This window comes from Pasteurella pantherarum (assembly GCF_049670885.1).
GTDB lineage: Bacteria > Pseudomonadota > Gammaproteobacteria > Enterobacterales > Pasteurellaceae > Pasteurella.
The window spans coordinates 1,701,310-1,724,397 of record NZ_CP187173.1; the positions used below are offsets into that span (position 1 = coordinate 1,701,310).

Sequence of the window (23,088 nt, forward strand, 5' to 3'; positions counted from 1 at the left end):
AATAGGCAAAATAATCCTGTCAACCTTTCCTTAAAATAAAATGCTTCTTAAAAAAGAGGTATAACCATTATAATAATTACTGAAATTTTCAACATTATTTGATAACGTTTTCACGCCATAGGGATATGCCCTATTGAATAATCTATGACTGCTTAATTAGAGGTTTTTTATGAGGCAGAACGCCGTATTTTCTTGCAATATCCCTTTACTTTGGGTGATTTTTTCTTGGCTAGGTTTTTTATTATTACCGTCCAAAGCCTTAGATTATGGTTTGTGGGAATCCACATCAAATGAAATTTTCAATGCCATGGGGTGGGCAAGTTTCAATCTAAGTTGGTTTTGGTTTTTAGCCATGCTGCTTTTCCCTGTATTTTCTTATTGTTTCCCTCAACCAGATTCCACCTCCAAAATACGGCGTGCCAAATTTGAATTAGCCACGGTCATTAGTATTTTCTTATTTGTATTTATTTCTGCAACCGTCAATAAATTTAGCTTAGGCTATTCCATTATTATTTTAATGATCGCCTTACTGGCATTCGCCACACGTGCTTTAGCAACATTAAAAGTGATGCAAGGGGATAAATTCATTATTGCCTCATTAATCACCATTGTGTTGGTCATTTTCTTTTTTATCGTTTATCCCACGTTTGCCATTTTGGTATCCATGTTTTTCGACAAAACGGATTTTCAACCTGAGCAAGTTCTGGCTATTCTTCGGCAGCCTTATGTAGCTCGAGTGGTGGGGAATTCTCTTGCCGTTGCCGCAACTGTTGGCGTGCTCTCCACCTTTTTTGGTTTAGCATTCGCCCTTTATACCACTCGCATTGCGAAACGCACGGCGTTTATCGGTAAAATTTTCTCAATATTACCCATTGTCACGCCCCCTTTTGTGGTGGGATTAGGGGTGACCTTAATGCTTGGGCGTTCTGGTTATGTCACTGCATTTTTTGTGGAATATTTAGGCTTCACTAGCAACTGGTTATATGGTTTTACAGGCATTGTGATTGCTCACACCTTGGGCTTAACCCCATTATCTTTTATGATTTTGGAAGGGGCATTAAAATCGGTACATCCCTCCATTGAAGAAGCCGCTTACACACTCCGTTCAAACCGCTATCAAGCCTTTGGACACATCATTTTCCCGTTATTAAAACCTGCACTTGCCAATTCCTTTTTAGTGGTTAGCATTCAATCTTTGGCTGATTTTAGTACACCGTTGGTCCTCGGAGGGAGCTTCGATGTTATCGCTACACAAATTTATTTCTATATTGCGGGTTCCCAATTGGATTATGCCTCTGCCAGTACATTAGGCACCCTGTTGCTGATATTTTCACTGGGTATTTTTGTGGTGCAATATTTATGGATCGGGAAACGTTCCTATGTGACGGTTTCAGGTAAATCTTATCGTGGTGAGGTGCAAGAGTTACCGCAGTTACTGAAAATATTGATTATCGCCTTCCTTAGTATCTGGACCCTGTTTAATGTGGTGCTTTATGGCAGTATTTTCTACGGCAGTTTCACCGTTAACTGGGGGGTAGATCACACCTTAACCTTGAAAAACTATCAAACCTTATTCGGGCAAGGATTCAGTGATGGTGCATGGCCTTCTTTAATTCAAACCGTGATTTTTGCAGCCAGTGCCGCACCGATTACCGCCTTACTTGGGCTGTTAATTGCGTATATTACGGTTCGCCGTGAATTTAAAGGCAAAAAGACATTGGAATTTTTGACCTTGCTCTGTTTTGCGATACCTGGCACCGTGGCGGGGGTGTCTTATATTATTGCCTTTAATAGTGCCCCAATTTATCTGACAGGAACAGCCATGATTATTATTTTATCCATGGTCACTCGCAATATGCCTGTTGGGATGCGTGCTGCCATTGCTGGGCTTGGGCAGCTAGATAAATCCTTAGATGAGGCTTCTCTTTCGTTAAAAGGTAATGCATTTAAAACCCTTTGGTACATTGTTTTACCGCTATTAAAACCCGCCCTTTTATCAGCATTAGTAACCAGCTTTGTACGCTCAATGACCACCGTGAGTGCCATTATTTTCTTAGTCACCGCCGATACCCGTGTGGCGACCTCTTATATTTTAAACCGAGTCGAAGATGGTGAATATGGCATTGCGATTGCCTATGGTTCAATCCTGATCGTTGTGATGGTCTCAATTATCTTATTCTTTGATTGGATTGTAGGGGAAACTCGCATTGCACGCTCTAAAGCGAAACAAATGAATTCATAATAGGTAGTAAAAAATATGCATAACAACAATTTCTTAGTGTTAAAAAATATCACCAAATCTTTTGGTAAAACGGTTGTCATTGATAACTTAAATCTGACGATTAAACGAGGCACGATGGTCACCTTATTAGGGCCTTCAGGCTGTGGGAAAACAACGGTATTACGCCTTGTGGCGGGATTAGAAAGCCCAACAGAAGGGCAAATTTTTCTAGATGGCGAAGATGTCACTAAATCAGCCATTCAAAATCGAGATATTTGCATCGTGTTCCAATCCTATGCCTTATTCCCACATATGTCTATTGGGGATAACGTTGGTTACGGTTTGAAAATGCAAGGTGTTAGCAAAGAAGAACGCCAACAACGTGTGAAAGAAGCCTTAGAGTTAGTGGATTTAGCGGGCTTTGAAGATCGCTATGTGGATCAAATTTCAGGTGGACAGCAGCAACGTGTTGCACTTGCTCGGGCACTGATTCTTAAACCGAAGATCTTATTATTTGATGAACCACTCAGTAACCTTGATGCGAATTTACGCCGTGCGATGCGAGAAAAAATCCGTGAATTACAACAACGTTTAGGCATTACCTCACTTTATGTTACCCATGATCAAACAGAAGCCTTTGCCGTATCCGATGAAGTGATTGTGATCCACCAAGGTAAAATTATGCAGCAAGCTCCCGCTAAAGAGCTGTATTTACGCCCCAACTCCCTTTTCCTTGCCAATTTTATGGGCGAATCCAGTATTTTTGAAGGCAGTGTGTCAGGGAAATTGGTCAACGTGAATGGCTACCAATTCCCGTTATCCCATGCTGAGCAATTTAACCTAGCAGAAGGGAAATGCTTAGTGGGGATTCGCCCCGAAGCCGTCAGTTTAAAAGCCGAAGGGGATGAAACACAACATTGCACCATCAAAAGTGCGGTGTATATGGGCAATCATTGGGAAATTGTTGTGAACTGGGCGGGTCAAGATTTATTGATCAATGCGAATCCAGAACAATTTGATCCTCAATTGCAAGATGCCTATGTTCATATTTCACAACATGGCGTCTTTTTATTGCCACCAGAATAAGCCATACGCACAAGGTGTAAAAACCCTGCTCATAAAAAAGCTGATAAAAAAGGCGGAGATGATCCGCCTTTTCGTCATTCATGGCTATGCTCGCCACTGATGTTCAAAATTTTTTTAAAAAGGACCGCACTTTGGGTACTTGCTTACCTTATAAATGAATCTCTAACTTATCATAAGCTCGGCGAGCTTTTTCTAATGCGGCTTCAACAGAAACATCACGTGCTAAGATAACCCCCATGCGACGGTGTCCGTTCACTTCACCTTTGCCAAATAAACGGATATTGGTCTGCGGCTCTGCCAACACTTGATCAAGCTGTCCAAATTCAACTTGTGTGGATTGTCCTTCCACCACAATCGCTTTCGATGCAGACGGGCTAATTAAGCTAATGTCAGGGATAGGCAAGCCTAAAATTGCACGAGCATGTAAGGCAAATTCTGACAGTTCTTGCGAAATCAAGGTTACCATGCCTGTATCATGTGGACGTGGAGACACTTCATTAAAAATCACCTCATCACCACACACAAACATTTCCACCCCAAAAATTCCACGTCCACCTAATGCACCTGTAATTTTTTCCGCTATCGCTTGTGCTTTTTGCAATGCCACATCAGACATGGCTTGTGGCTGCCAAGATTCACGATAATCCCCATCAATTTGAACATGCCCAATTGGGGCAAGGAATGAGGTTCCTTGTACATGGCGAACGGTTAGTAACGTGATTTCATAATCGAATTTCACAAAGCCTTCCACAATGACACGTCCACCACCCGCACGGCCACCTTGTTGTGCATAATCCCAAGCTTGTTGTAAATGCTCGCTGGATTTCAGCACGCTTTGCCCATGTCCAGAAGAGGACATGATCGGTTTAACCACACAAGGGATCCCAATGGTTTCCACCGCTCGTTTGAAATCATCAAAATTATCCACAAATTGATAGCGAGAAGTCGGCAAGCCTAATTCTTCTGCGGCTAAACGTCGAATACCTTCACGATTCATGGTTAATTGGGTCGCTTTCGCCGTTGGAATCACATTAAAGCCTGCTTGTTCTAATGCCACCAATGTGTCTGTCGCAATGGCTTCCACTTCTGGCACGATATAATCGGGCTTTTCTTTTTCCACTAAGGCTTTCAATGCCTCACCATCTAACATTGAAATGGTGTAAGCACGGTGAGCCACTTGCTGTGCAGGGGCATTTTCATAGCGATCAACGGCAATCACTTCCACACCTAAACGTTGTAATTCAATCACGACTTCTTTACCCAGTTCGCCAGAACCCAGCATCATGACTTTTGTAGCTTTAGGTGTGAGTGCGGTACCAATTTTTGTCATTTTGATTTCCTCTAGACTGTTGTACTTCTCTTATTCTGAAACGGCTAATAATTTTTCGTCGAGTAACAAATCTTCGTTTTTATTGACCCCCACACCACGATCAAGCACATTTTGTGCAATCTGTTGTGCTTCCGTTAAGGAATGTTCGGTATATGTGCCACATTGAAATTCATTTAGCTCTGGAATTTGACGTTGATCTTTCACTTGTAAAACATCTTTCATTGAAGCCAACCAAGCTTCAGCCACTTGTTCTTCACTTGGCGTGCCAATGACAGACATATAAAAACCTGTTCGACACCCCATTGGTGAAATATCAATAATTTCTACGGATTCTCCATTCAGATGATCACGCATAAAGCCTGCAAATAAATGCTCTAACGTGTGAATGCCTTTTGGAGACAAAATTTCTTTATTCGGTGCACAAAAACGTAAATCAAACACGGTAATCTCATCACCTTTTGGTGTACGCATTGTCTTCGCAACACGCACCGCTGGTGCATTCATGCGAGTATGATCGACTTTAAAACTATCGAGTAATGGCATAATTTTCCCTTATTTTTCGTTTTGATTAAATTTTCATAAATTCTTTTGAACTTTCTAAAAAAAACACAGTCTTAAATTACAGCAACTTGCAGTTGTTTTTAATAAAATTGGTTCCTTAGGTTATTTCGCCACCCTTTTTGGGTGGTTTTTTTATGTAAAAACATCCTGTATTTATACACAAAATTAAAATACCTGCATAGCTAAAAGCAGTAAAAAAGCATAACGTAATGTTTTGCCAAGTAAAATAAACAGCAATGACCACAAAGCATGGATACGCAAATACCCTGCCACCCCACATAACAAATCCCCGAACAACGGGAGCCAACTGAAAAACAAGGCATATGCACCATAGCGTTGTAATAATGCCTTCGTTTTGGCAAATCGTGGGTGATCTTGCTGACGTTGTTGTGTTTGCGGCAATAAACGACCTAGCCAATACGTCGTTAAACTGCCCAAACTATTTCCAATCACCGCCACCCCTAATAACTGAAACATCGTTAAATATTGTGCGGCTTGCATTGGCGAAGCTAATAATGCCATAAAAACCACTTCTGAATTGCCAGGCAAAAGGGTCGCACTGAAAAATGCACTGAGAAACATACTGAGCAACGCATATTGTTCATTCAGGCTTGTCCACCATGTGGAAATCCACATTACCCCAGTTTCCCACAGGGTGCCCATATTATGCGACATTTAGCCCGTAATTAATTGCTGGGTACGCACATCAAACACATGCATTCCTGCACGCAATCCTGCTTGCACGCCTAAATCTGCATCTTCAAACACCAAACAGTTTTTAGGATCTACATGAATCAGTTCCGCACAGCGTAAAAAAGTGTCTGGGGCAGGTTTATATTGTTCAACATCTTCTGCAGTCACCACCGCATCAAAGTAATGGGTTAATGATAATTTTGCTAATAATTTATGGGTAATTTCTCGGTGGGAGCCTGTGCCTAATGCTAGCGGCTTTTTCTGATAATAGGTCTGTACAATCTGTGCGGCGGGGAGCAAAGTCGCTTCTTGTAGAATTAACGCATTGCTGAGTTGACGTTTTCGTTTCATCACTTCAGGCAATAAATCCAACGGCATATTGGCACGTTTCATCATTTCTTGTGCAATAATTTTTAACGGCACGCCTGCAAATTCATACACCAGCGACGGAGATAAAGGATAACCAAATTCCTCCGCAACCTGTTGCCAAGCACGTTCATGGCAAGGCATGGTATCAATCAGCGTACCGTCCATATCAAAAATTAAACCTGAATATTGCTCAATCGTTTCTGGTTGTAACATGTTTTACTCTTTTCATCATGACTAAAAAATATAAAACCTATTTTGCTATAAATTTGTGATCTCTGCACTGTTTAATTTTTTTAAATTAGGCTAGACTGCAACAGAATAAATAATGAGGTAGGTATGAATATTCAATCCCACTTAGAACTATTACGAGTGAGAAAGCTTATTGATCAAGAAATTATTGATATTGTATTTAATGCTCAAACGCATTTAGCGGAGCATTGGCATGTTAATGTAAAAACCTCACAAGTCACCACATTATTGACGCATCTTGCTAATGCATTGGGACGAATAAAACGACAACATTGTGCTTCACCCTTACATAAAGATTTTCAAAGAAAAATCCAAAATGCGGTTTGTTTTCCCATTGTTTTTGCAATACATCAAGACATTCTGAATTTAATTCCCTTTCCCATTCCCGCCAATGAGCAAACCTATTTTTTGGCAAATTACTACACCTTGTTATTAGATCAACCACATATTTTAGAAAAATTAAATTAAGCGAACGTCTTTATAAAACTTTTTTAAAATCCACCGCACTTTGCCCAAATCGCCGAGTCTCAAACCCAGCGATTTATTTGAAATAAGAACAGGGAAAAGTGGCGTTAAAATAAATAAAGATGATCGAAAAAAGCCTGTGAAAAATAATACGAATAACCTTGCTAAAAATAAGGTTAAAATCATTTTGAAAATAAAAAATAGAGAAGATTTTGTGATTGAATGGCGCACCCGAGAGGATTCGAACCTCTGACCGCTCGGTTCGTAGCCGAGTACTCTATCCAGCTGAGCTACGGGTGCGTATTTGATATGTTAATTGACTATTTACTTGCCTTAACCCTTTCAAATATTAGAGTCTATTTGAAATGGCGCACCCGAGAGGATTCGAACCTCTGACCGCTCGGTTCGTAGCCGAGTACTCTATCCAGCTGAGCTACGGGTGCAGCACTGTTTTATTATCTGTCTTACGACATAAATAAAACCTTGAGTAAATGGCGGTGAGAGAGGGATTCGAACCCTCGATAGAGTTTTTGACCCTATACTCCCTTAGCAGGGGAGCGCCTTCAGCCTCTCGGCCATCTCACCGCAATCGGTTTGTGGGCGGTATAATACGTTTTTCTGAAAATAAGTCAATTCCTTTTTTAAAAATAATTTCTCGACTGACTGATTTCTCTACAAATTTCGTCAAATTTGTGATTTCCCCCGTAAAATTGCCCTTAAATTAGCCAACTGATTTACGGTATTAGCTTTTTCTTGTGCTTTGCTAATGGGCGGTTTTTGACTTTGCCATTGTAAGTCATCTACAGGCAACTCGGCTAAAAAGCGACTTGGCTCTGGTTTGAAAACCTCACCAAATTGTCGACGTTCTTTACATAAAGAAAACCAAAGGCTTTGTTGTGCACGTGTTATCCCCACATAGGCTAGGCGGCGTTCTTCTTCCACATTCTCTTCGTCAATACTGGTTTGATGTGGCAAAATGCCTTCTTCCATGCCAATTAAGAACACGTAAGGGAATTCCAAACCTTTCGAGGCATGTAATGTCATTAATTGCACTTGATCACTGCTGTCATCCTCTTCTCCACGCTCTAACATATCACGCAAGGTTAAACGTGCGACAACTTGACTTAGGTTCATCGGCTCATCCACTTCATTCCCTTTTAACATATCAGCAATCCAATCAAATAACGTCGCCACGTTTTTGCTTTGTATTTCAGCAAATTTCGGACTGAGAGCAGATTCATATAAATATTCTTCATAATGCAATTGTGCCAACATACGCCGAATGGCATCCGCAGGCTCTGCCCGCAGTACTTCTTCATTTAATGACAAAATCCAATGAGCAAACTGTTGTAAGGCATTGTAGGCTTTTGGGGTAATACGTTGAATTAATTCAAAATCAAAAATTGCCTCAAATAAGCTGCAATGTTTTTCTTGTGCTAATTCACCTAATTTTTGTAACGTAACAGGTCCAATCTCTCGCTTCGGGGTATTCACAATACGCAAAAATGCCGCATCATCATCTTGGTTCACCAATAAGCGTAAATACGCCATCATATCTTTAATCTCAACGCGAGAGAAAAACGATGTGCCACCAGAAATTTTATAAGGAATGCGATTTTGCATGAGGATTTTTTCTAATAAACGTGATTGATGATTGCCTCGATATAAAATCGCATAGTCTTTATATTTGGTTTTACGCATAAAACGGTGGGCAATCAATTCCCCCACAATACGCTCTGCCTCATCTTCTTCATTTTTTGCTTCCAATACGAGCAAGGGTTCCCCCTCTTCTAAGGTGGAAAAGAGTTTTTTCTCAAACACATGATCATTATTGGCAATTAAAATATTGGCACAATGTAAAATCCGTTGGGTAGAACGGTAATTTTGCTCTAACTTGATCACATCTAACTGCGGAAAGTCCATTTTTAGCCGCATCATATTTTGTGGACGCGCCCCTCGCCAAGAGTAAATAGATTGATCATCATCCCCCACTACGGTAAAACAAGCACGCACTCCCACTAACAATTTAATCAATTCATATTGGCTTGTGTTGGTATCTTGATATTCATCAACCAATAAATAGCGAATTTTTTGTTGCCATTTCTCTCTCACGGCGTCATTTTGCTTAAATAACAAGGTGGGCAACATGATCAAATCATCGAAATCTAACGCATTATATGCCCGAATTTGTTTGCTATAACGTGCATAACAATGGGCAAAGGTTTGCATTTTGGCATCGTTTGCCATTTGCAAGGCTTTCTGAGGGGAAATGAGATCATTTTTCCAATTGGAAATGGTGGCAATTAATTCACGCAAGGCATCTTTTTCACCCGAAAATACATCCGCCGTCAGCTCTTTAAGTAAAGCAAGTTGATCATGCTCATCAAACAACGTCATATTACGCTTAAAGCCTAGGTGTTGATATTCCTGTTTAATGATATCGAAACCCAGTGTATGAAAGGTGGAAACGATTAATCCTCGGCTCCCTTGCTTACCAATAGCCTGAGCAACACGCTCTTTCATTTCACGTGCGGCTTTATTGGTGAAAGTCACCGCAGCAATCTGTCTCGGTAAATAACCGCAGTTTGCCACTAAATGGGCAATTTTATTAATGATGACTCTGGTTTTACCTGAGCCTGCCCCTGCCAAAACCAAACAAGGTCCTGCCACATAGTTAACCGCTTGCTGTTGTTGAGAATTTAATTTCATACTGAATCTATTATTCCGTTTCTTTTGACCACACGTAAGGTAATAAGGCAGTATCCAATAAAAATGAAAGGGGTAAATCAAGGAGAGGTAATCCCCACTTTTGTGCCATTTCAACATCGTATTTAGTACCAGCATAGGCTTGATAAGGCTCCGTGGGATCCAATAACTTCACCACCGTCCCACAGCCTTGAAGGCCTAAAAGTGCGGTCAAAATGAAAAAAATTTTTTGCATAGTCCTTGCCCCTAAAAAAGATCTGCTCATCATATAAATAATAAAACGAAAAGGCGATAAAATTCTTCCCTGAGTAGAAAAGCCCAAATGCCTAGAAGCTCATCTTCCTTCGCTATCTCGTTTATTGTGCGATCCTAGTGACTGATGAAAACAACAAAGGCATGGTAGAAAATTGACTTATCTACCATGCCTTATCATGTGATCCTCACCACAGTATTTCTGCCATGAAAAGGAAATTGATGATTAATTCACCGCACTTTTACGACTGCTCGAACGGCCTTTACGAACCGTTTTTGTCGCATTCACAGGTGTGAGTTTAACAAACTCTACGCCACTTGGTGGATTTTCTAATGCGATGGTTAACACTTCATCAATGGTTTCTACCGCGTGAATGGTTAAGTTATTTTTCGCATTCTCTGGAATTTCTTCCAAGTCTTTGACGTTTTCTTTCGGAATAATCACGGTTTTAATGCCACCACGATGGGCTGCGAGCAGTTTCTCTTTCAACCCACCAATAGGTAACACTTTGCCACGTAAAGTGATTTCCCCTGTCATCGCCACATCCGCTTTGACGGGGTTACCCGTTAAACAAGAAACTAAAGCAGTACACATTGCGATCCCCGCACTTGGACCATCTTTTGGCGTTGCCCCTTCAGGCACATGAATATGAATATCCCGTTTTTCATGGAAATCAGAGGCAATCCCCAATTTATCCGCACGAGAACGCACCACAGTCATTGCCGCTTGGATCGATTCTTTCATCACATCGCCCAACGAGCCTGTATAAGTGAGTTTTCCTTTACCTAAAACAGAAGCGGTTTCAATGGTCAATAAATCCCCTCCCACTTCTGTCCACGCTAAACCTGTCACTTCACCAATACGGTTTTGTGTATCTGCACGCCCAAACTCAAAGCGTTTAACACCTAAATAATCCTGTAAGTTAGACGCATTCACTTTTAATGATTTCAGTTTTTTATCTAACAAGAGGTTTTTCACTGCTTTACGACAGATTTTTGAAATTTCACGCTCAAGACTACGCACGCCTGCTTCTCGGGTGTAATAGCGAATAATATCTAAAATTGCACTGTCTTCAATGGTCAGTTCGCCTGCTTTTAACCCGTTACGTTCCATTTGTTTAGCAATTAAATGGCGAGTCGCAATATTAAGTTTTTCATCTTCGGTGTAACCAGAAAGACGAATCACCTCCATACGATCCAATAATGGTGCAGGAATTCGCATTGAGTTTGAAGTGGCGACAAACATCACATCAGACAGGTCATAATCCACTTCTAAGTAGTGATCGTTAAAAGACGTATTTTGTTCAGGATCAAGCACTTCTAATAAGGCAGAAGCAGGATCACCACGCATATCTGAACTCATTTTATCAATTTCATCCAGTAAAAATAGCGGGTTTTTCACGCCAACTTTTGCCATTTTTTGAATCAATTTGCCTGGTAATGCCCCAATATAGGTTTTACGGTGTCCACGAATTTCCGCTTCATCACGCACGCCACCTAATGCCATACGAACATATTTACGCCCTGTTGCATGAGCAATAGATTGCCCTAAAGAGGTTTTCCCCACCCCTGGCGGTCCCACTAAGCAAAGAATCGGACCTTTAATTTGATTTAAACGTGCTTGAACTGCAAGATATTCTAAAATCCGCTCTTTCACACGCTCCAAACCGTAATGATCCGCATCTAACACTTGCTGGGCTTTGGTGAGATCTTTTTTCACTTTCGTCCGTTTATGCCACGGCACTTGGATCATCCAATCAATATAGCTACGAACCACCGTGGCCTCAGCAGACATTGGCGACATCATTTTTAACTTTTGTAGCTCGGCATCGACTTTTTGTCTGGCTTCACTCGGCATTCTGGCGTCTTCAATTTTTTGGCGAAGTTGATCAATTTCATCGGCACTGTCACCTTCCCCTAGCTCTTTTTGGATTGCCTTAATTTGCTCATTTAAATAGTAATCACGCTGTGTCTTTTCCATTTGTTCTTTCACACGACCGCGAATACGCTTTTCAATTTGCAATAAATCCGTTTCAGATGCCATTAAACCCAATAAATATTCAAAACGTGCCACAACTTGAGGAATTTCTAACACTTTTTGTTTATGTTTCACCGCCACAGGCATATGGGCGGCTAAGGTATCACTCAAGCGGTCAAATTCTTCAATACGTTCTAATGCAGCATGCACATCAGGTTGTACTTTTTTGTTAAGTTTGGCGTATTTTTCAAATTCTGCTAAAGTGGCTTTTTTGACCACTTCAAGTTCTTTCTCATCACCCAATTCCGTGTCAATCAAGCTAATCTTCGCTGAAAAAAACTCACCATTATCTTCTAGGTCGTCAATCTTGGCACGTTGTTGCCCTTCTACCAGCACTTTTACGGTGCCATCTGGCAATTTTAATAATTGAATAATATTGGCGACCGTTCCAACGTGATAAACGTCCTCAACTGTCGGCTCTTCCAAATCAGCTTGCTTTTGCGAAACTAACAATAATTGTTTACCCGTTTCCATGGCTTCATCTAAGCTACGGATCGATTTCGCTCTGCCAACAAATAATGGCATCACCATGTAAGGAAATACGACCACATCACGCAAAGGTAAAACGGGAATAGTTTGTTGCTGTGTTGTTTTTGCGTTCATTCCGCTCTCTCTTCGTTAAAAAATAGGATAGTCTGTCTAATATGCGGCTAAATAATCATAAATCAAGCTTACAGGCAAAAAAGTGCGGTAAAAATCACCGCACTTTGAGATAAATAAGGATGAATTATGCTTTATACACCAATGTAGGCGGTTGTTTTTCGGTGATTGTACGCTCTTCCACCAAGACTTTTTCAAGATTTTGCAATGACGGGAGATCATACATCGTATCTAATAAAATCGCCTCCACAATGGAGCGTAATCCTCGTGCCCCCGTTTTACGTGCTAACGCTTTTTTCGCCATGGCGATTAAAGCTTCAGGGGTAAATTCCAACACCACGTCTTCCAACGCAAAGAGGGCTTGATATTGCTTAATCAATGCATTTTTCGGTTCGGTTAAAATTTTCACCAATGCGGTTTCATCTAATTCAGCTAAAGGTGCCACCACTGGCAAACGCCCAATAAATTCAGGAATCAAGCCAAATTTCATTAAATCATCAGGCTCAACTTGTTCAAATAATTGGCTTAAGCTCGCTTTATCTTGCTTACCTTTGACTTCCGCACTAAAGCCAATGCCTGAGCCAACGTGCGAACGTTTTTCGATGATTTTATCTAGCCCTGCAAAAGCCCCGCCACAAATAAATAAGATTTTTGAGGTATCCACACGCAACATTTCTTGTTGTGGGTGCTTACGTCCCCCTTGTGGTGGAATTGAGGCAACGGTGCCTTCGATCAATTTCAATAACGCTTGTTGTACCCCTTCTCCCGATACATCTCGTGTAATAGAAGGATTTTCTGATTTACGGGTAATTTTATCGATCTCATCAATGTAGATAATCCCTTGTTCAGCCCGTTCCACATCATAATCACAACTTTGTACCAATTTTTGTAACACATTCTCAACATCTTCCCCCACATAACCTGCTTCTGTTAACGTGGTGGCATCAGCCATCGCAAAGGGAACATTTAGCATGCGAGCCATGGTTTCAGCTAATAAGGTTTTACCACTTCCCGTTGGTCCAATAAGCAAAATATTACTTTTGCCTAACTCAACATCGGTGATTTTTTTATCAGAACGTAAACGCTTATAATGGTTATATACCGCAACGGACAGCACTTTTTTCGCATAATCTTGCCCAATGACATAATCATCTAAATGTGCTCGAATTTCATGTGGTGTCGGTAATTTTTGTTGTTTCAACTCAGGGGTTTCGACCGTCTCCACCTCTTCAGAGAGCAGCATTTCATGGCATAACTCAATACATTCATTACAAATATAGCCTGATGTGCCAGCAATCAGCTTGCTGACTTCTTTTTGTTCTTTGCCACAAAATGAGCAATGTAATTCCGTGTCTTTTTCCATTTTTAATCCTAACTCTTACCGTTTCGCTAACACTTCATCCACTAAGCCATAGGCTTTTGCTTCTTCCGCAGACATAAAATTATCACGATCTGTATCACGTTCAATACGTTCAATGGTTTGACCTGTATGAAGGGCTAAACGTTCATTTAAGGTCTGTTTAATTTTTAAAATTTCTTGTGCATGAATCTGGATATCCGATGCTTGTCCACGAAAACCGCCCAATGGTTGGTGAATCATCACTCTGGCATTAGGTAAGGCAATGCGTTTACCTGCTGTGCCACCCGCTAATAAAAATGCCCCCATGGAACAAGCTTGCCCCACACAAAGCGTGCGAATATCAGGCTTAACAAACTGCATCGTGTCATAAATTGCCATGCCCGCGGTGACTGAGCCACCCGGTGAGTTAATGTAAATATTAATGTCTTTCTCTGGATCTTCCGACTCTAAAAATAATAATTGGGCAACAATCAAATTTGCCATACGGTCTTCAACCTCACCACTTAAGAAGATCACACGCTCTTTTAACAAACGTGAATAAATGTCATAAGAACGCTCACCTCTTGCGGTTTGCTCGACAACCATAGGAATTACACTCATATTTACCTCTTTATAAAAATTCGGCGAATGTTTACATTTTGTATAATACATACCAACAATCCTCTCTAAACAAGAATAAGGCAGACATCACGCTCTGCCTTATGCTGAGTAAGTTGATAAAAAATCTAAACACACCCTCGTTGATCACTTAATTATTCGGCTATTCTACCTGAAAAATTGTATTTCACTAAATTGAATATTTATTACCCCTGTAAAATCACAAAATAAAGGGCTATCTATAAAAAAGTGCGGTCAAAATTTTTAAAATTCTGACCGCACTTAAAAGATGAAATCGTAAAACGAAAGTTAATTAAGCTTGTGGATTCATCACTTCATCAAAAGAGGCTGATTTTTCAGTCACTTGTGCTTTTGCAAGTACGGCATCAACAGCTTGCTCTTCTAACACAACGTTACGGATATTATTCAATAACTCTTTGTTTTTGCTGTAATATTCAACCACTTCTTCTGGTTGCTCATAAGCAGAGGCGATTTCTTCAATCATCGCTTTTGCACGATCTTCATCTGCTTTTAAATCATGTGAAGCAATCACTTCCGCTAATAATAAACCGACTTGAACACGACGTTTCGCTTGCTCTTCGAATAATTCACGAGGTAATTGAGCTGCTTGCTCTTTGTTGCCACCGAAACGTTGTGCCGCTTGACCACGTAACACTTCGATTTCTTGTTCCACAGCCGCAGCAGGAACATCAATAGCATTTTGAGCAAGTAAACCATCAATCACTTGACCTTTCACTTTAGCCGTTAAGGCATTTTTTAATTCACGTTGCATGTTTTTACGAATTTCGTTACGTAAGTCTTCAACGGTTTTGGTATTTGGACCAAATTTAACCACAAACTCATCAGTTAATTCTGGTAATACCATCACTTCCACTTTTTTCAAGGTAATTGCAAATTTTGCTGCTTTACCTTTTAAGTTTTCTGCATGGTATTCTTCTGGGAACGTCACGTTAATATCGAATTGTTCGCCCGCTTTGCGACCCACGATTCCCTCTTCAAAACCTGGAATCATGCGACCTTGTCCCATAAATAATGTGAAATCTTCTGCTTTACCACCTTCAAAGACTTCACCATCAACTGAACCCTGGAAGTCGATCACAACACGGTCTTCTGCTTTCGCTGCTTCTTCTGTTTCTGACCAAGTTGCTTGTTGTTTACGTAATACCTCGATCATTTTATCAATGTCAGCATCCGTAATTTCAACTACTGGTTTTTCTACTTTGATTTGATCTAAACCTTGTAGAGTCACTTCTGGATACACTTCAAATGTCGCCGTGAAAACTAAATCTTTACCTGCTTCAAATTGATCAACCGCAAAAGATGGACGACCAGCAAGATTCACTTTTTGTTCAATGATTACATTGAAGAAATGACTTTGTAACACATCGCCTAAGACATCATGACGTACTGATGCACCAAAACGCTTTTCAATAATATGGGGTGGAACTTTACCTTTACGGAAACCGTCAATACGTGCAGTTTTTGCAACACGTTTTAATTCTTCACGTACTGCACCTTCAACAGTTTCAGATGGAACGGTGATTTGAACACGACGCTCAAGACCTTGAGTTGTTTCAATAGTAAATGACATTATGTTACCTCAAAATGAATTTGCACTCGGCGAATGCACACACCGAACACGTTAGTAAAAATTAAAGTTAAAAATAACCGACGAATTATAACGGGTTAAAACACATCAGTCGAGAAAATGCCGTATAAAAACGCATATTTGTACAAATTTCATGCAAAACAAAAAAGGAAGCCTGAATAAAGCTTCCTTTTGTCAATCCCTTTATGGATTACAATGCCTTAGGTAAACGAATTTTTTGACCTGGGAAAATTTTATCGGCATCCTTGATAACTTCTTTGTTCGCCTCAACGATAGCCGTATATTTTGCACCATTGCCATAGGTTTTTTCAGCAATTTTCCATAAGGTATCGCCTTTTTGGATAACATAGAATTCGTCATCGCTCGCCAAGCTTTCGCCGTTTTTAATCAGAACTTGTTCAACATTAACTGCCGTAATCCCTGCTACATTACCAGCCATTAAGACCACTTTTTCTAAGGCACTCGCAGAAGCGGCGTTTCCTTCCAAAATTGCCACACCATTTTCAACACGTACCGACAGATCGTCGATCCCTGGATTATCTTCTTTAATGTGGTTAGCTACGGCATCTGCCGCATCTTCTTGTTTTGAAAAAAGTTTACGACCAATATCGCTGACAAAATCAAATAAACCCATGATTAGTTCCTCTTTGGTTAAAAATATCAGATAGAACATAACGGAATCATGCCTTGAAGTCTATGCTCAAGGCAAATCTTTACACAACTTGAATATTCTTGCATAAATTTGACCGCACTTTGTGCAATCTAGGCTAGAATGAATAATTTTAGTGAAAAATAGTGGGGAAAATATTATGCGTTGGCGTGGTCGTAGAGAAAGTACAAACGTGGAAGATCGTCGTTCTGCAAGCGGTGGCTTTGGTGGAGGCAAAAAAACGGGGATTTTGGGCTTTATTATTGTATTAATCGGGGCTTATTATGGTGTCGATTTATCGGGTTTGGTGGGCACGTCTGATTTTGGTATGCCGCAATCTCATTCATTATCAAGCCAAGAAGAGCAAGAACTCAATCAGTTATCCCGTGTGGTGCTGGCGGATACCGAAACAGTATGGGGTAATTATTTTGCTCGCCAACAACAACGCTATCAACCTCCTATAATGGTTCTTTATAACCGTGTTACCCACACCGCCTGTGGAACGGGTCAATCTGCAATGGGGCCCTTTTATTGTCCTAATGATCGCAAAGTCTATCTGGATTTGTCTTTTTATCATGATATGAAAAACCAGCTTGGTGCTGGTGGGGAGGCGGCATTTGCTTATGTGATTGCTCATGAAGTCGGACACCATATCCAAAACTTGCTCGGCATTTTGCCGAAAGTCCACCGTTTGCAAGGGCAAACCCATCAAGCTCAAGCGAACCAACTGTCGGTAAAAGTCGAATTACAAGCAGACTGCTTTGCTGGCGTGTGGGCACATCAAGCTACAAAAACAGGTTTATTTGAAACAGGCGACATAGAAAAAGCCTTTAATGCGGCGGAAGCCGTCGGTGATGATCGTTTACAAAAACGTCATCAAGGCTATGTAGTTCCTGATAGTTTCACTCATGGCACGTCTGCACAACGCTTACAGTGGTTCAAACGAGGCTTAAACACAGGCAATCCTAGCCAATGTAATACCTTCTGATTTTTCTCAGAACGTGCGTTAATCATTGAACTGATCATTAAGCCGATGGTTATCGCACTGTTGAATGTGTTCGATAATTTTCTTTTTCAAGCCCTTTCTTGCTCTGTTTTAGTGTCTCACCGCCTTCAATTGTATAGCTCTTCGCCATATTGATAAAAAAATGAACACAAAGGAATCAAAATAAAAGATTTTTTATTTCATTTTGATTTCTTTGTTTTCAAACTGTGATCCAATTCACTTTTTTTAAAACTGAAATGTTCTATGATAAGGCACGTTGTCTTTCTGCAACAACACAACATTAATTCTTCATTTAGGAGGTCGTATGATCGAATACATTACACATGGCGCCGAATGGTTTATTGGGCTATTCCAAAAAGGTGGGGAAGTTTTAGTTAATATGATGACGGGTATCCTGCCTCTATTAATTTCTCTCCTTGTCGTCATGAATGCTTTAATTAAGTTTATTGGACAAGAACGTATTGAGCGTCTTGCACAACGTAGTGCGGGTAACCCAATTTCTCGCTATTTAATTTTACCTGTCATCGGGACATTTATTTTCTGTAACCCAATGACATTAAGTTTAGGTCGTTTCTTACCTGAACGCTACAAACCAAGCTACTACGCAGCGGCCTCTTATAGCTGTCACTCTATGAACGGCTTATTCCCACACATTAACCCAGGTGAGCTTTTCGTTTATTTAGGTATCGCAAACGGTATCACACAATTAGGCTTACCTTTAGGTCCTTTAGCAATGAGCTATTTATTAGTGGGTATTGTCACTAACTTCTTCCGTGGCTGGATCACTGACTTCACTACCGCAATTTTTGAGAAAAGAATGGGTATCACCCTTGAACGTGAAGTTCACATCTCTAATTAATCATCTCTTAAGAACGGAGTAACAAATAATGAGTAAAGCACTTTATATTGAAAGAGGAAATAGCGGTTGGGGCGGTCCTTTAACACTACCAGTAGTCGAAGGGAAAAAAGTTGTTTATATGACTGGTGGCACTCGACCAGACATCGTGGATACCATTGCACAATTAACAGGTTGGGAAGCGGTTGATGGCTTCAAAGAAGGTGAGCCACCTGCCGAAGAAATCGGTATCGCAATCATTGACTGTGGCGGTACATTACGTTGTGGTTTATATCCAAAACGTCGTATTCCAACCATTAATATTCACGCAACAGGTAAATCAGGTCCGCTTGCACAATATATTGTAGAAGATATTTATGTTTCAGGCGTTAGACCACAAAACATTCAGTTAATTGATTCAGATGCACCTGCACCACAAGCAGCAGAAACGGTGAAAGAATCAGCCGCACCAACTCAGCAATACAAAGAATATGATGCCAATAAAAAAATTACTGAGCAAAGCGACGGTTTATTAGCAAAAATTGGTATTGGTATGGGTTCTATTGTGGCGGTCTTCTTCCAAGCTGGACGAGACACCATTGACACCGTACTGAAAACAATTTTGCCATTTATGGCGTTCGTTTCAGCCTTAATCGGTATCATCATTGCATCTGGTTTAGGGGATTTAGTTGCTCACGGTTTAACACCTTTAGCAAATAGCCCGATTGGACTCGTTACACTGGCATTGATCTGTTCTTTCCCTCTCCTTTCTCCATTCTTAGGACCAGGGGCGGTCATTGCACAAGTTATCGGTGTTTTAGTGGGTACGCAAATTGGTTTGGGTAATATTCCGCCACACCTAGCACTACCTGCATTATTCGCAATTAACGCTCAAGCCGCTTGTGATTTCATCCCAGTAGGCTTATCTATGGCAGAAGCCAAACAAGACACCGTACGTGTTGGTGTCCCAGCAGTATTAGTGGGTCGTTTCTTAACTGGTGCCCCAACAGTACTCGTAGCATGGTTAGTTTCCGCCTTTATTTATCACTAATTCACATAATGGGCGTGTTGTAATGCGTCCATTATATTTCACTTAACTCAAATTGACACAGGTAAGGATTTTAGTAATGAAGACTCTTTATCAATCTAAATTTACTCAAGTGGGTGATTCAGCAAGCGACGCTTTAGAAGACGGCATGTTGATCACTTTTAAACAAGGTGTACCAGCTGATATTGCAGATTACTGCTATATTCTTGAACATGGCGATTTGCTTGACAATTTACAAGTTGGCGATCAAGTAAATTTTGATGAACACACTTATTACATCACAGCAATCGGTGATGTAGCGAACAAAAACCTTAAAGAACTCGGTCACGTTACTTGGCGTTTTGACAGTGCAGCAGCAGCGGAATTCCCAGGTAGTGTTCACCTCGAAGGTAGTGCACCAAAAAACGTTGCAGTCGATAGCGTTTTAGTCATTAAACGTGATGAAAAATAATCCATTTTAATTCTAGAAGGAAAAAAATTATGTCAAAAGTTGCAGTTGTTGTTGGCGGTGGCCAAACATTAGGTGCCTTCTTATCAGAAGGTCTTGCAGAAGCAGGATACCGTGTTGTTGTTGCTGACCTTAATGGTGATAACGCCAAAAATGTCGCAGCACGTATTAATACTCAACGTGGTGAAGGTCAATCTGTTGGTGTACAAGTGGACGCAGGCGACGAAGCAAGTGTTGAAAACCTTGCACGTGCAGCAGATGAAGCATTCGGACGAGTGGATTTACTCGTTTATAGTGCAGGTACTGCGAAAGCCTCTCCAATTTGGGATTTCGAGTTAAAAGATTTCGATCTTTCTGTCAAAGTTAACCTAACTGGTTACTTCTTATGTGCGAAACACTTCTCTCGCTTAATGATTCGTGATGGCGTGAAAGGTCGTATTATCCAAATCAACTCTAAATCAGGTAAAGTGGGTAGTAAATACAACTCAGGTTACAGTGCGGCAAAATTCGGTGGCGTAGGTTTAACACAATCTCTTGCCTTGGATCTTGCTGATCACGGCATTACCGTACATTCATTAATGTTAGGTAACTTACTCAAATCACCAATGTTCCAATCTTTGATCCCTCAATACGCGAAGAAATTAGGTATTCCTGAAGATCAAGTTGAACAAGTGTACATTGATAAAGTACCACTTAAACGTGGCTGTGATTATCAAGATGTATTGAACGTATTGAAATTCTACGCAAGCGAAGAAGCATCTTATTGTACTGGTCAATCAATTAATATCACTGGCGGACAAGTGATGTTCTAAGCAAACAAAAATGCGGTAACTTTTAGCCTTGTTGAAAAAGGGTCATCCATTTCAAAGAGACATCCGATATTAAACTTGGCTAAAAGTTATTTCAGTTTTTGGAGGATTCGTGGATAGCATAACAGTATTGATTTTCTTTGCCGCATTTATGTGGCTAATACAAATTATTCTTGGTTGGCGACAAGTCTCGGCGTTTAATCGTGCGTTTATGGCAATTAGTCAAAAAGGTAAAATTTTAACAGGCAGAAACAGTGGGCGTTTTAATCCCAAGTCTATTATTGTACTGGCCATTGATGATAATCAAACCGTCATTGATAGCTTACAAATGAAAGGACTTTCTGTATTCGCTCGCCCACAAAAATGTGAACCAGTCATCGGGTTAAAAGTGGATCAAATTCAACCAGAACAGATTTTCCCGAAAGATAAAAAATCACAATTTGCCTTAAAAATTGCCCTTTCAGCGTTTCATAGAAGTTAACTCATCGAGAATGCACATTTTTTTCTTTCAATGAATACACTTTTAATCTTAAAATATTTTATAATACGAGCAGAGCAATAAATGAAAATAAGTAGCGTGATTTTTGACATGGACGGCGTCATTATTGACTCTGAACCACATTGGGCAAAAGCACAAATTCATGCCTTAGCAGACTTTGATATTCACATTACAATACAAACCTGTGAGCAACTAACTCGAGGTAAGCGTATTGACGAAATTGCCAGTACTTGGATCCAACATTTTAATTTACCGACGGATACACGACAATTAGCAGATAAAATCTTAAATCATGTGTATCAAGCGATTTTGCGAGAAGGTCAGCCAATGTTGGGATTATATGAGTTACTGGATTTCCTGAAAGCAAAACATATCAAAACGGCAGTGGCTACTTCATCCTCCCCCAAAATCATTCAAGCGGTATTTGATAAGTTAAAATTATGGGATTACTTTGCTCTTCAATGCAGTGCCGAGCATGAGCAGTTTGGTAAACCCCACCCTGCGGTATATTTAAAAACCATTCAAAAATTGGGCGTTGAAGCAAAAGAATGCCTAGTGATTGAAGACAGTGTTATCGGTTTAATTGCCGCTAAAGCAGCAGGGTTGCGTACCTTTATCGTGAATCCTGATTATCAAAATGCCAAGTTTGCCATTGCGGATGCTCAATTACCCACATTACTTGATGTGATCAAAAAACTCGAAAATGATTAGCAGGATAACACAAAAATATGCTCGCTAAGATATAGGAAAAAACATGAAACCTTTTGAAAGACAGCAACATATTTTTAATTATTTAATGACTAATGGAAAAACCAAAGTTGATGAATTAGCCACTCATTTTCATCTCACTGGGGCAACAATTCGGAAAGATCTCACCGCACTGGAAAAGCAAAATAAAGTATTACGAACTTACGGCAGTGTTGTTGCCACACAAAAAGAGCTTGAGCAGGATCCTCCCATTGATTTTAAAACCAATGTCAACCTCAGCCAAAAACAACGTATTGGGAAAAAAGCGGCAACGCTCATTAACGAGGGGGATTCCATTATTTTTGATGCGGGCAGTACCGTGCTTCAGCTCATTCCCAATTTAACTGCATTTGATAATCTGTCTATTATGACAAATAGCCTAACGATTTTTAATGCCGTGTTACAACTCAATAAATCCTATAACCTCTTAATGTCTGGTGGCTCATTTCGTGAAAAATCCGCCTCCTTCCATGGTTATTTTGCCGAATCTGTTTTCATAGGTTCCACGTTTGATACTTTATTTATTGGCACCGATGGGCTTGATCTTGAAGTGGGTTTAACCACATTTAACGAAGTGTATCGTGTCAGTTCTTTAATGTGTAATGCGACGAAAAAAATCATTGTCCTTGCTGACTCAAGTAAATTTGGACGTAAAACACCGAATATTGTTTGTGGCTTAGAAAAAATTCACACCATTGTAACTGACGATAATTTACCGAATGAAATGAAAGACAAACTGATTGAAAAAGGGATTGAGGTGATCATTGTTTAAGGCATTATGCTTCAGCCTGTTTCACAGAAAGCCGCCATCACTCTCACCTCCTCTCCTCGTCATTAAACACCTCGTTGATACAATAAAAAGTGCGATTTCATAGACATAAAGGAAAATA

At 40.3% G+C, this 23,088-nt stretch carries 22 protein-coding genes and 3 tRNA genes; 11 read left to right on the forward strand and 14 right to left on the reverse strand.

What is annotated here, in order from left to right; all coding sequences use genetic code 11:
* Positions 1-169 precede the first annotated feature (169 nt).
* Both ACPEEM_RS07985 and fbpC read left to right on the forward strand, forming a co-directional pair.
* Entirely contained in the window at positions 170-2,242 is a 2,073-nt protein-coding gene (locus ACPEEM_RS07985; protein ID WP_424401646.1) for an ABC transporter permease, read from the forward strand.
* A 15-nt stretch (positions 2,243-2,257) separates the two neighbouring features.
* Positions 2,258-3,307 carry a ferric ABC transporter ATP-binding protein gene (gene fbpC / locus ACPEEM_RS07990; RefSeq protein ID WP_424406570.1) on the forward strand — a complete coding sequence of 350 codons (1,050 nt, stop codon included), beginning with the start codon at positions 2,258-2,260 and terminating at the stop codon, positions 3,305-3,307.
* Between the two features lie 148 nt (positions 3,308-3,455).
* Here the strand turns inward: fbpC and purT are convergent, their stop codons facing one another.
* The 4 genes from purT to ACPEEM_RS08010 form a co-directional block, all read right to left on the reverse strand.
* Entirely contained in the window at positions 3,456-4,637 is a 1,182-nt protein-coding gene (gene purT, locus ACPEEM_RS07995; RefSeq protein WP_424401648.1) for a formate-dependent phosphoribosylglycinamide formyltransferase, read from the reverse strand.
* 30 nt (positions 4,638-4,667) lie between these two features.
* The gene (gene luxS / locus ACPEEM_RS08000) at positions 4,668-5,180 is read right to left on the reverse strand and encodes an S-ribosylhomocysteine lyase (protein ID WP_424401649.1); all 513 of its coding nucleotides are present in this window, start codon (positions 5,178-5,180) and stop codon (positions 4,668-4,670) included.
* 183 nt (positions 5,181-5,363) lie between these two features.
* Positions 5,364-5,873 (reverse strand): YqaA family protein, encoded by a 510-nt coding sequence (locus ACPEEM_RS08005; protein ID WP_424401650.1) that lies wholly within the window; start codon positions 5,871-5,873, stop codon positions 5,364-5,366.
* Entirely contained in the window at positions 5,874-6,473 is a 600-nt protein-coding gene (locus ACPEEM_RS08010; RefSeq protein ID WP_424406572.1) for a beta-phosphoglucomutase family hydrolase, read from the reverse strand. It abuts the gene before it with no gap.
* 123 nt (positions 6,474-6,596) lie between these two features.
* On the opposite strand from ACPEEM_RS08010, the gene ACPEEM_RS08015 reads away from it, so the two are divergent.
* On the forward strand, positions 6,597-6,977 hold the full coding sequence (locus ACPEEM_RS08015) for a PRD domain-containing protein (protein WP_424401652.1): 381 nt from the start codon (positions 6,597-6,599) through the stop codon (positions 6,975-6,977).
* Between the two features lie 220 nt (positions 6,978-7,197).
* Here ACPEEM_RS08015 and ACPEEM_RS08020 read toward each other — a convergent pair.
* From ACPEEM_RS08020 to lysM, 10 genes are all read right to left on the reverse strand, one after another.
* Positions 7,198-7,274: transfer RNA gene (locus ACPEEM_RS08020), tRNA-Arg, on the reverse strand.
* A 66-nt stretch (positions 7,275-7,340) separates the two neighbouring features.
* Positions 7,341-7,417 (reverse strand) — tRNA-Arg (locus ACPEEM_RS08025).
* A 49-nt stretch (positions 7,418-7,466) separates the two neighbouring features.
* A tRNA-Ser gene (locus ACPEEM_RS08030) sits at positions 7,467-7,559 on the reverse strand.
* A 99-nt stretch (positions 7,560-7,658) separates the two neighbouring features.
* Positions 7,659-9,683, reverse strand: a complete 2,025-nt coding sequence (rep, locus tag ACPEEM_RS08035; RefSeq protein WP_424406574.1) for a DNA helicase Rep — start codon at positions 9,681-9,683, stop codon at positions 7,659-7,661.
* A 10-nt stretch (positions 9,684-9,693) separates the two neighbouring features.
* A complete protein-coding gene (locus tag ACPEEM_RS08040; RefSeq protein WP_424401654.1) occupies positions 9,694-9,915 on the reverse strand; it encodes a YceK/YidQ family lipoprotein in 222 nt (73 codons plus the stop codon).
* 243 nt (positions 9,916-10,158) lie between these two features.
* A complete protein-coding gene (gene lon, locus ACPEEM_RS08045; protein ID WP_424406576.1) occupies positions 10,159-12,573 on the reverse strand; it encodes an endopeptidase La in 2,415 nt (804 codons plus the stop codon).
* A gap of 124 nt (positions 12,574-12,697) precedes the next feature.
* Entirely contained in the window at positions 12,698-13,933 is a 1,236-nt protein-coding gene (gene clpX / locus ACPEEM_RS08050; protein WP_424401656.1) for an ATP-dependent protease ATP-binding subunit ClpX, read from the reverse strand.
* Between the two features lie 15 nt (positions 13,934-13,948).
* Positions 13,949-14,530, reverse strand: a complete 582-nt coding sequence (clpP, locus tag ACPEEM_RS08055; RefSeq protein ID WP_424401657.1) for an ATP-dependent Clp endopeptidase proteolytic subunit ClpP — start codon at positions 14,528-14,530, stop codon at positions 13,949-13,951.
* A gap of 310 nt (positions 14,531-14,840) precedes the next feature.
* A complete protein-coding gene (tig, locus tag ACPEEM_RS08060) occupies positions 14,841-16,139 on the reverse strand; it encodes a trigger factor (protein ID WP_424401658.1) in 1,299 nt (432 codons plus the stop codon).
* A 208-nt stretch (positions 16,140-16,347) separates the two neighbouring features.
* Complete coding sequence (lysM, locus tag ACPEEM_RS08065; protein ID WP_424401659.1) at positions 16,348-16,791, reverse strand: peptidoglycan-binding protein LysM; 444 nt, start codon at positions 16,789-16,791, stop codon at positions 16,348-16,350.
* A gap of 175 nt (positions 16,792-16,966) precedes the next feature.
* On the opposite strand from lysM, the gene ypfJ reads away from it, so the two are divergent.
* From ypfJ to srlR, 8 genes are all read left to right on the forward strand, one after another.
* The gene (gene ypfJ, locus ACPEEM_RS08070; protein WP_424404083.1) at positions 16,967-17,794 is read left to right on the forward strand and encodes a KPN_02809 family neutral zinc metallopeptidase; all 828 of its coding nucleotides are present in this window, start codon (positions 16,967-16,969) and stop codon (positions 17,792-17,794) included.
* 322 nt (positions 17,795-18,116) lie between these two features.
* On the forward strand, positions 18,117-18,671 hold the full coding sequence (gene srlA, locus ACPEEM_RS08075; RefSeq protein WP_424401660.1) for a PTS glucitol/sorbitol transporter subunit IIC: 555 nt from the start codon (positions 18,117-18,119) through the stop codon (positions 18,669-18,671).
* Between the two features lie 28 nt (positions 18,672-18,699).
* Entirely contained in the window at positions 18,700-19,698 is a 999-nt protein-coding gene (srlE, locus tag ACPEEM_RS08080) for a PTS glucitol/sorbitol transporter subunit IIB (protein ID WP_424401661.1), read from the forward strand.
* Positions 19,699-19,774: 76 nt separating this feature from the next.
* Positions 19,775-20,146: a PTS glucitol/sorbitol transporter subunit IIA gene (srlB, locus tag ACPEEM_RS08085; RefSeq protein WP_424401662.1), complete on the forward strand. Its 372-nt coding sequence runs from the start codon at positions 19,775-19,777 to the stop codon at positions 20,144-20,146.
* Positions 20,147-20,175: 29 nt separating this feature from the next.
* The gene (srlD, locus tag ACPEEM_RS08090; RefSeq protein WP_424401663.1) at positions 20,176-20,955 is read left to right on the forward strand and encodes a sorbitol-6-phosphate dehydrogenase; all 780 of its coding nucleotides are present in this window, start codon (positions 20,176-20,178) and stop codon (positions 20,953-20,955) included.
* Between the two features lie 109 nt (positions 20,956-21,064).
* The gene (gene gutM, locus ACPEEM_RS08095) at positions 21,065-21,433 is read left to right on the forward strand and encodes a transcriptional regulator GutM (RefSeq protein WP_424401664.1); all 369 of its coding nucleotides are present in this window, start codon (positions 21,065-21,067) and stop codon (positions 21,431-21,433) included.
* Positions 21,434-21,514: 81 nt separating this feature from the next.
* The gene (gene hxpB, locus ACPEEM_RS08100; protein WP_424401665.1) at positions 21,515-22,162 is read left to right on the forward strand and encodes a hexitol phosphatase HxpB; all 648 of its coding nucleotides are present in this window, start codon (positions 21,515-21,517) and stop codon (positions 22,160-22,162) included.
* Positions 22,163-22,205: 43 nt separating this feature from the next.
* Positions 22,206-22,970 carry a glucitol operon DNA-binding transcriptional repressor SrlR gene (srlR, locus tag ACPEEM_RS08105; protein ID WP_424401666.1) on the forward strand — a complete coding sequence of 255 codons (765 nt, stop codon included), beginning with the start codon at positions 22,206-22,208 and terminating at the stop codon, positions 22,968-22,970.
* The last annotated feature ends 118 nt before the right edge of the window (positions 22,971-23,088 follow it).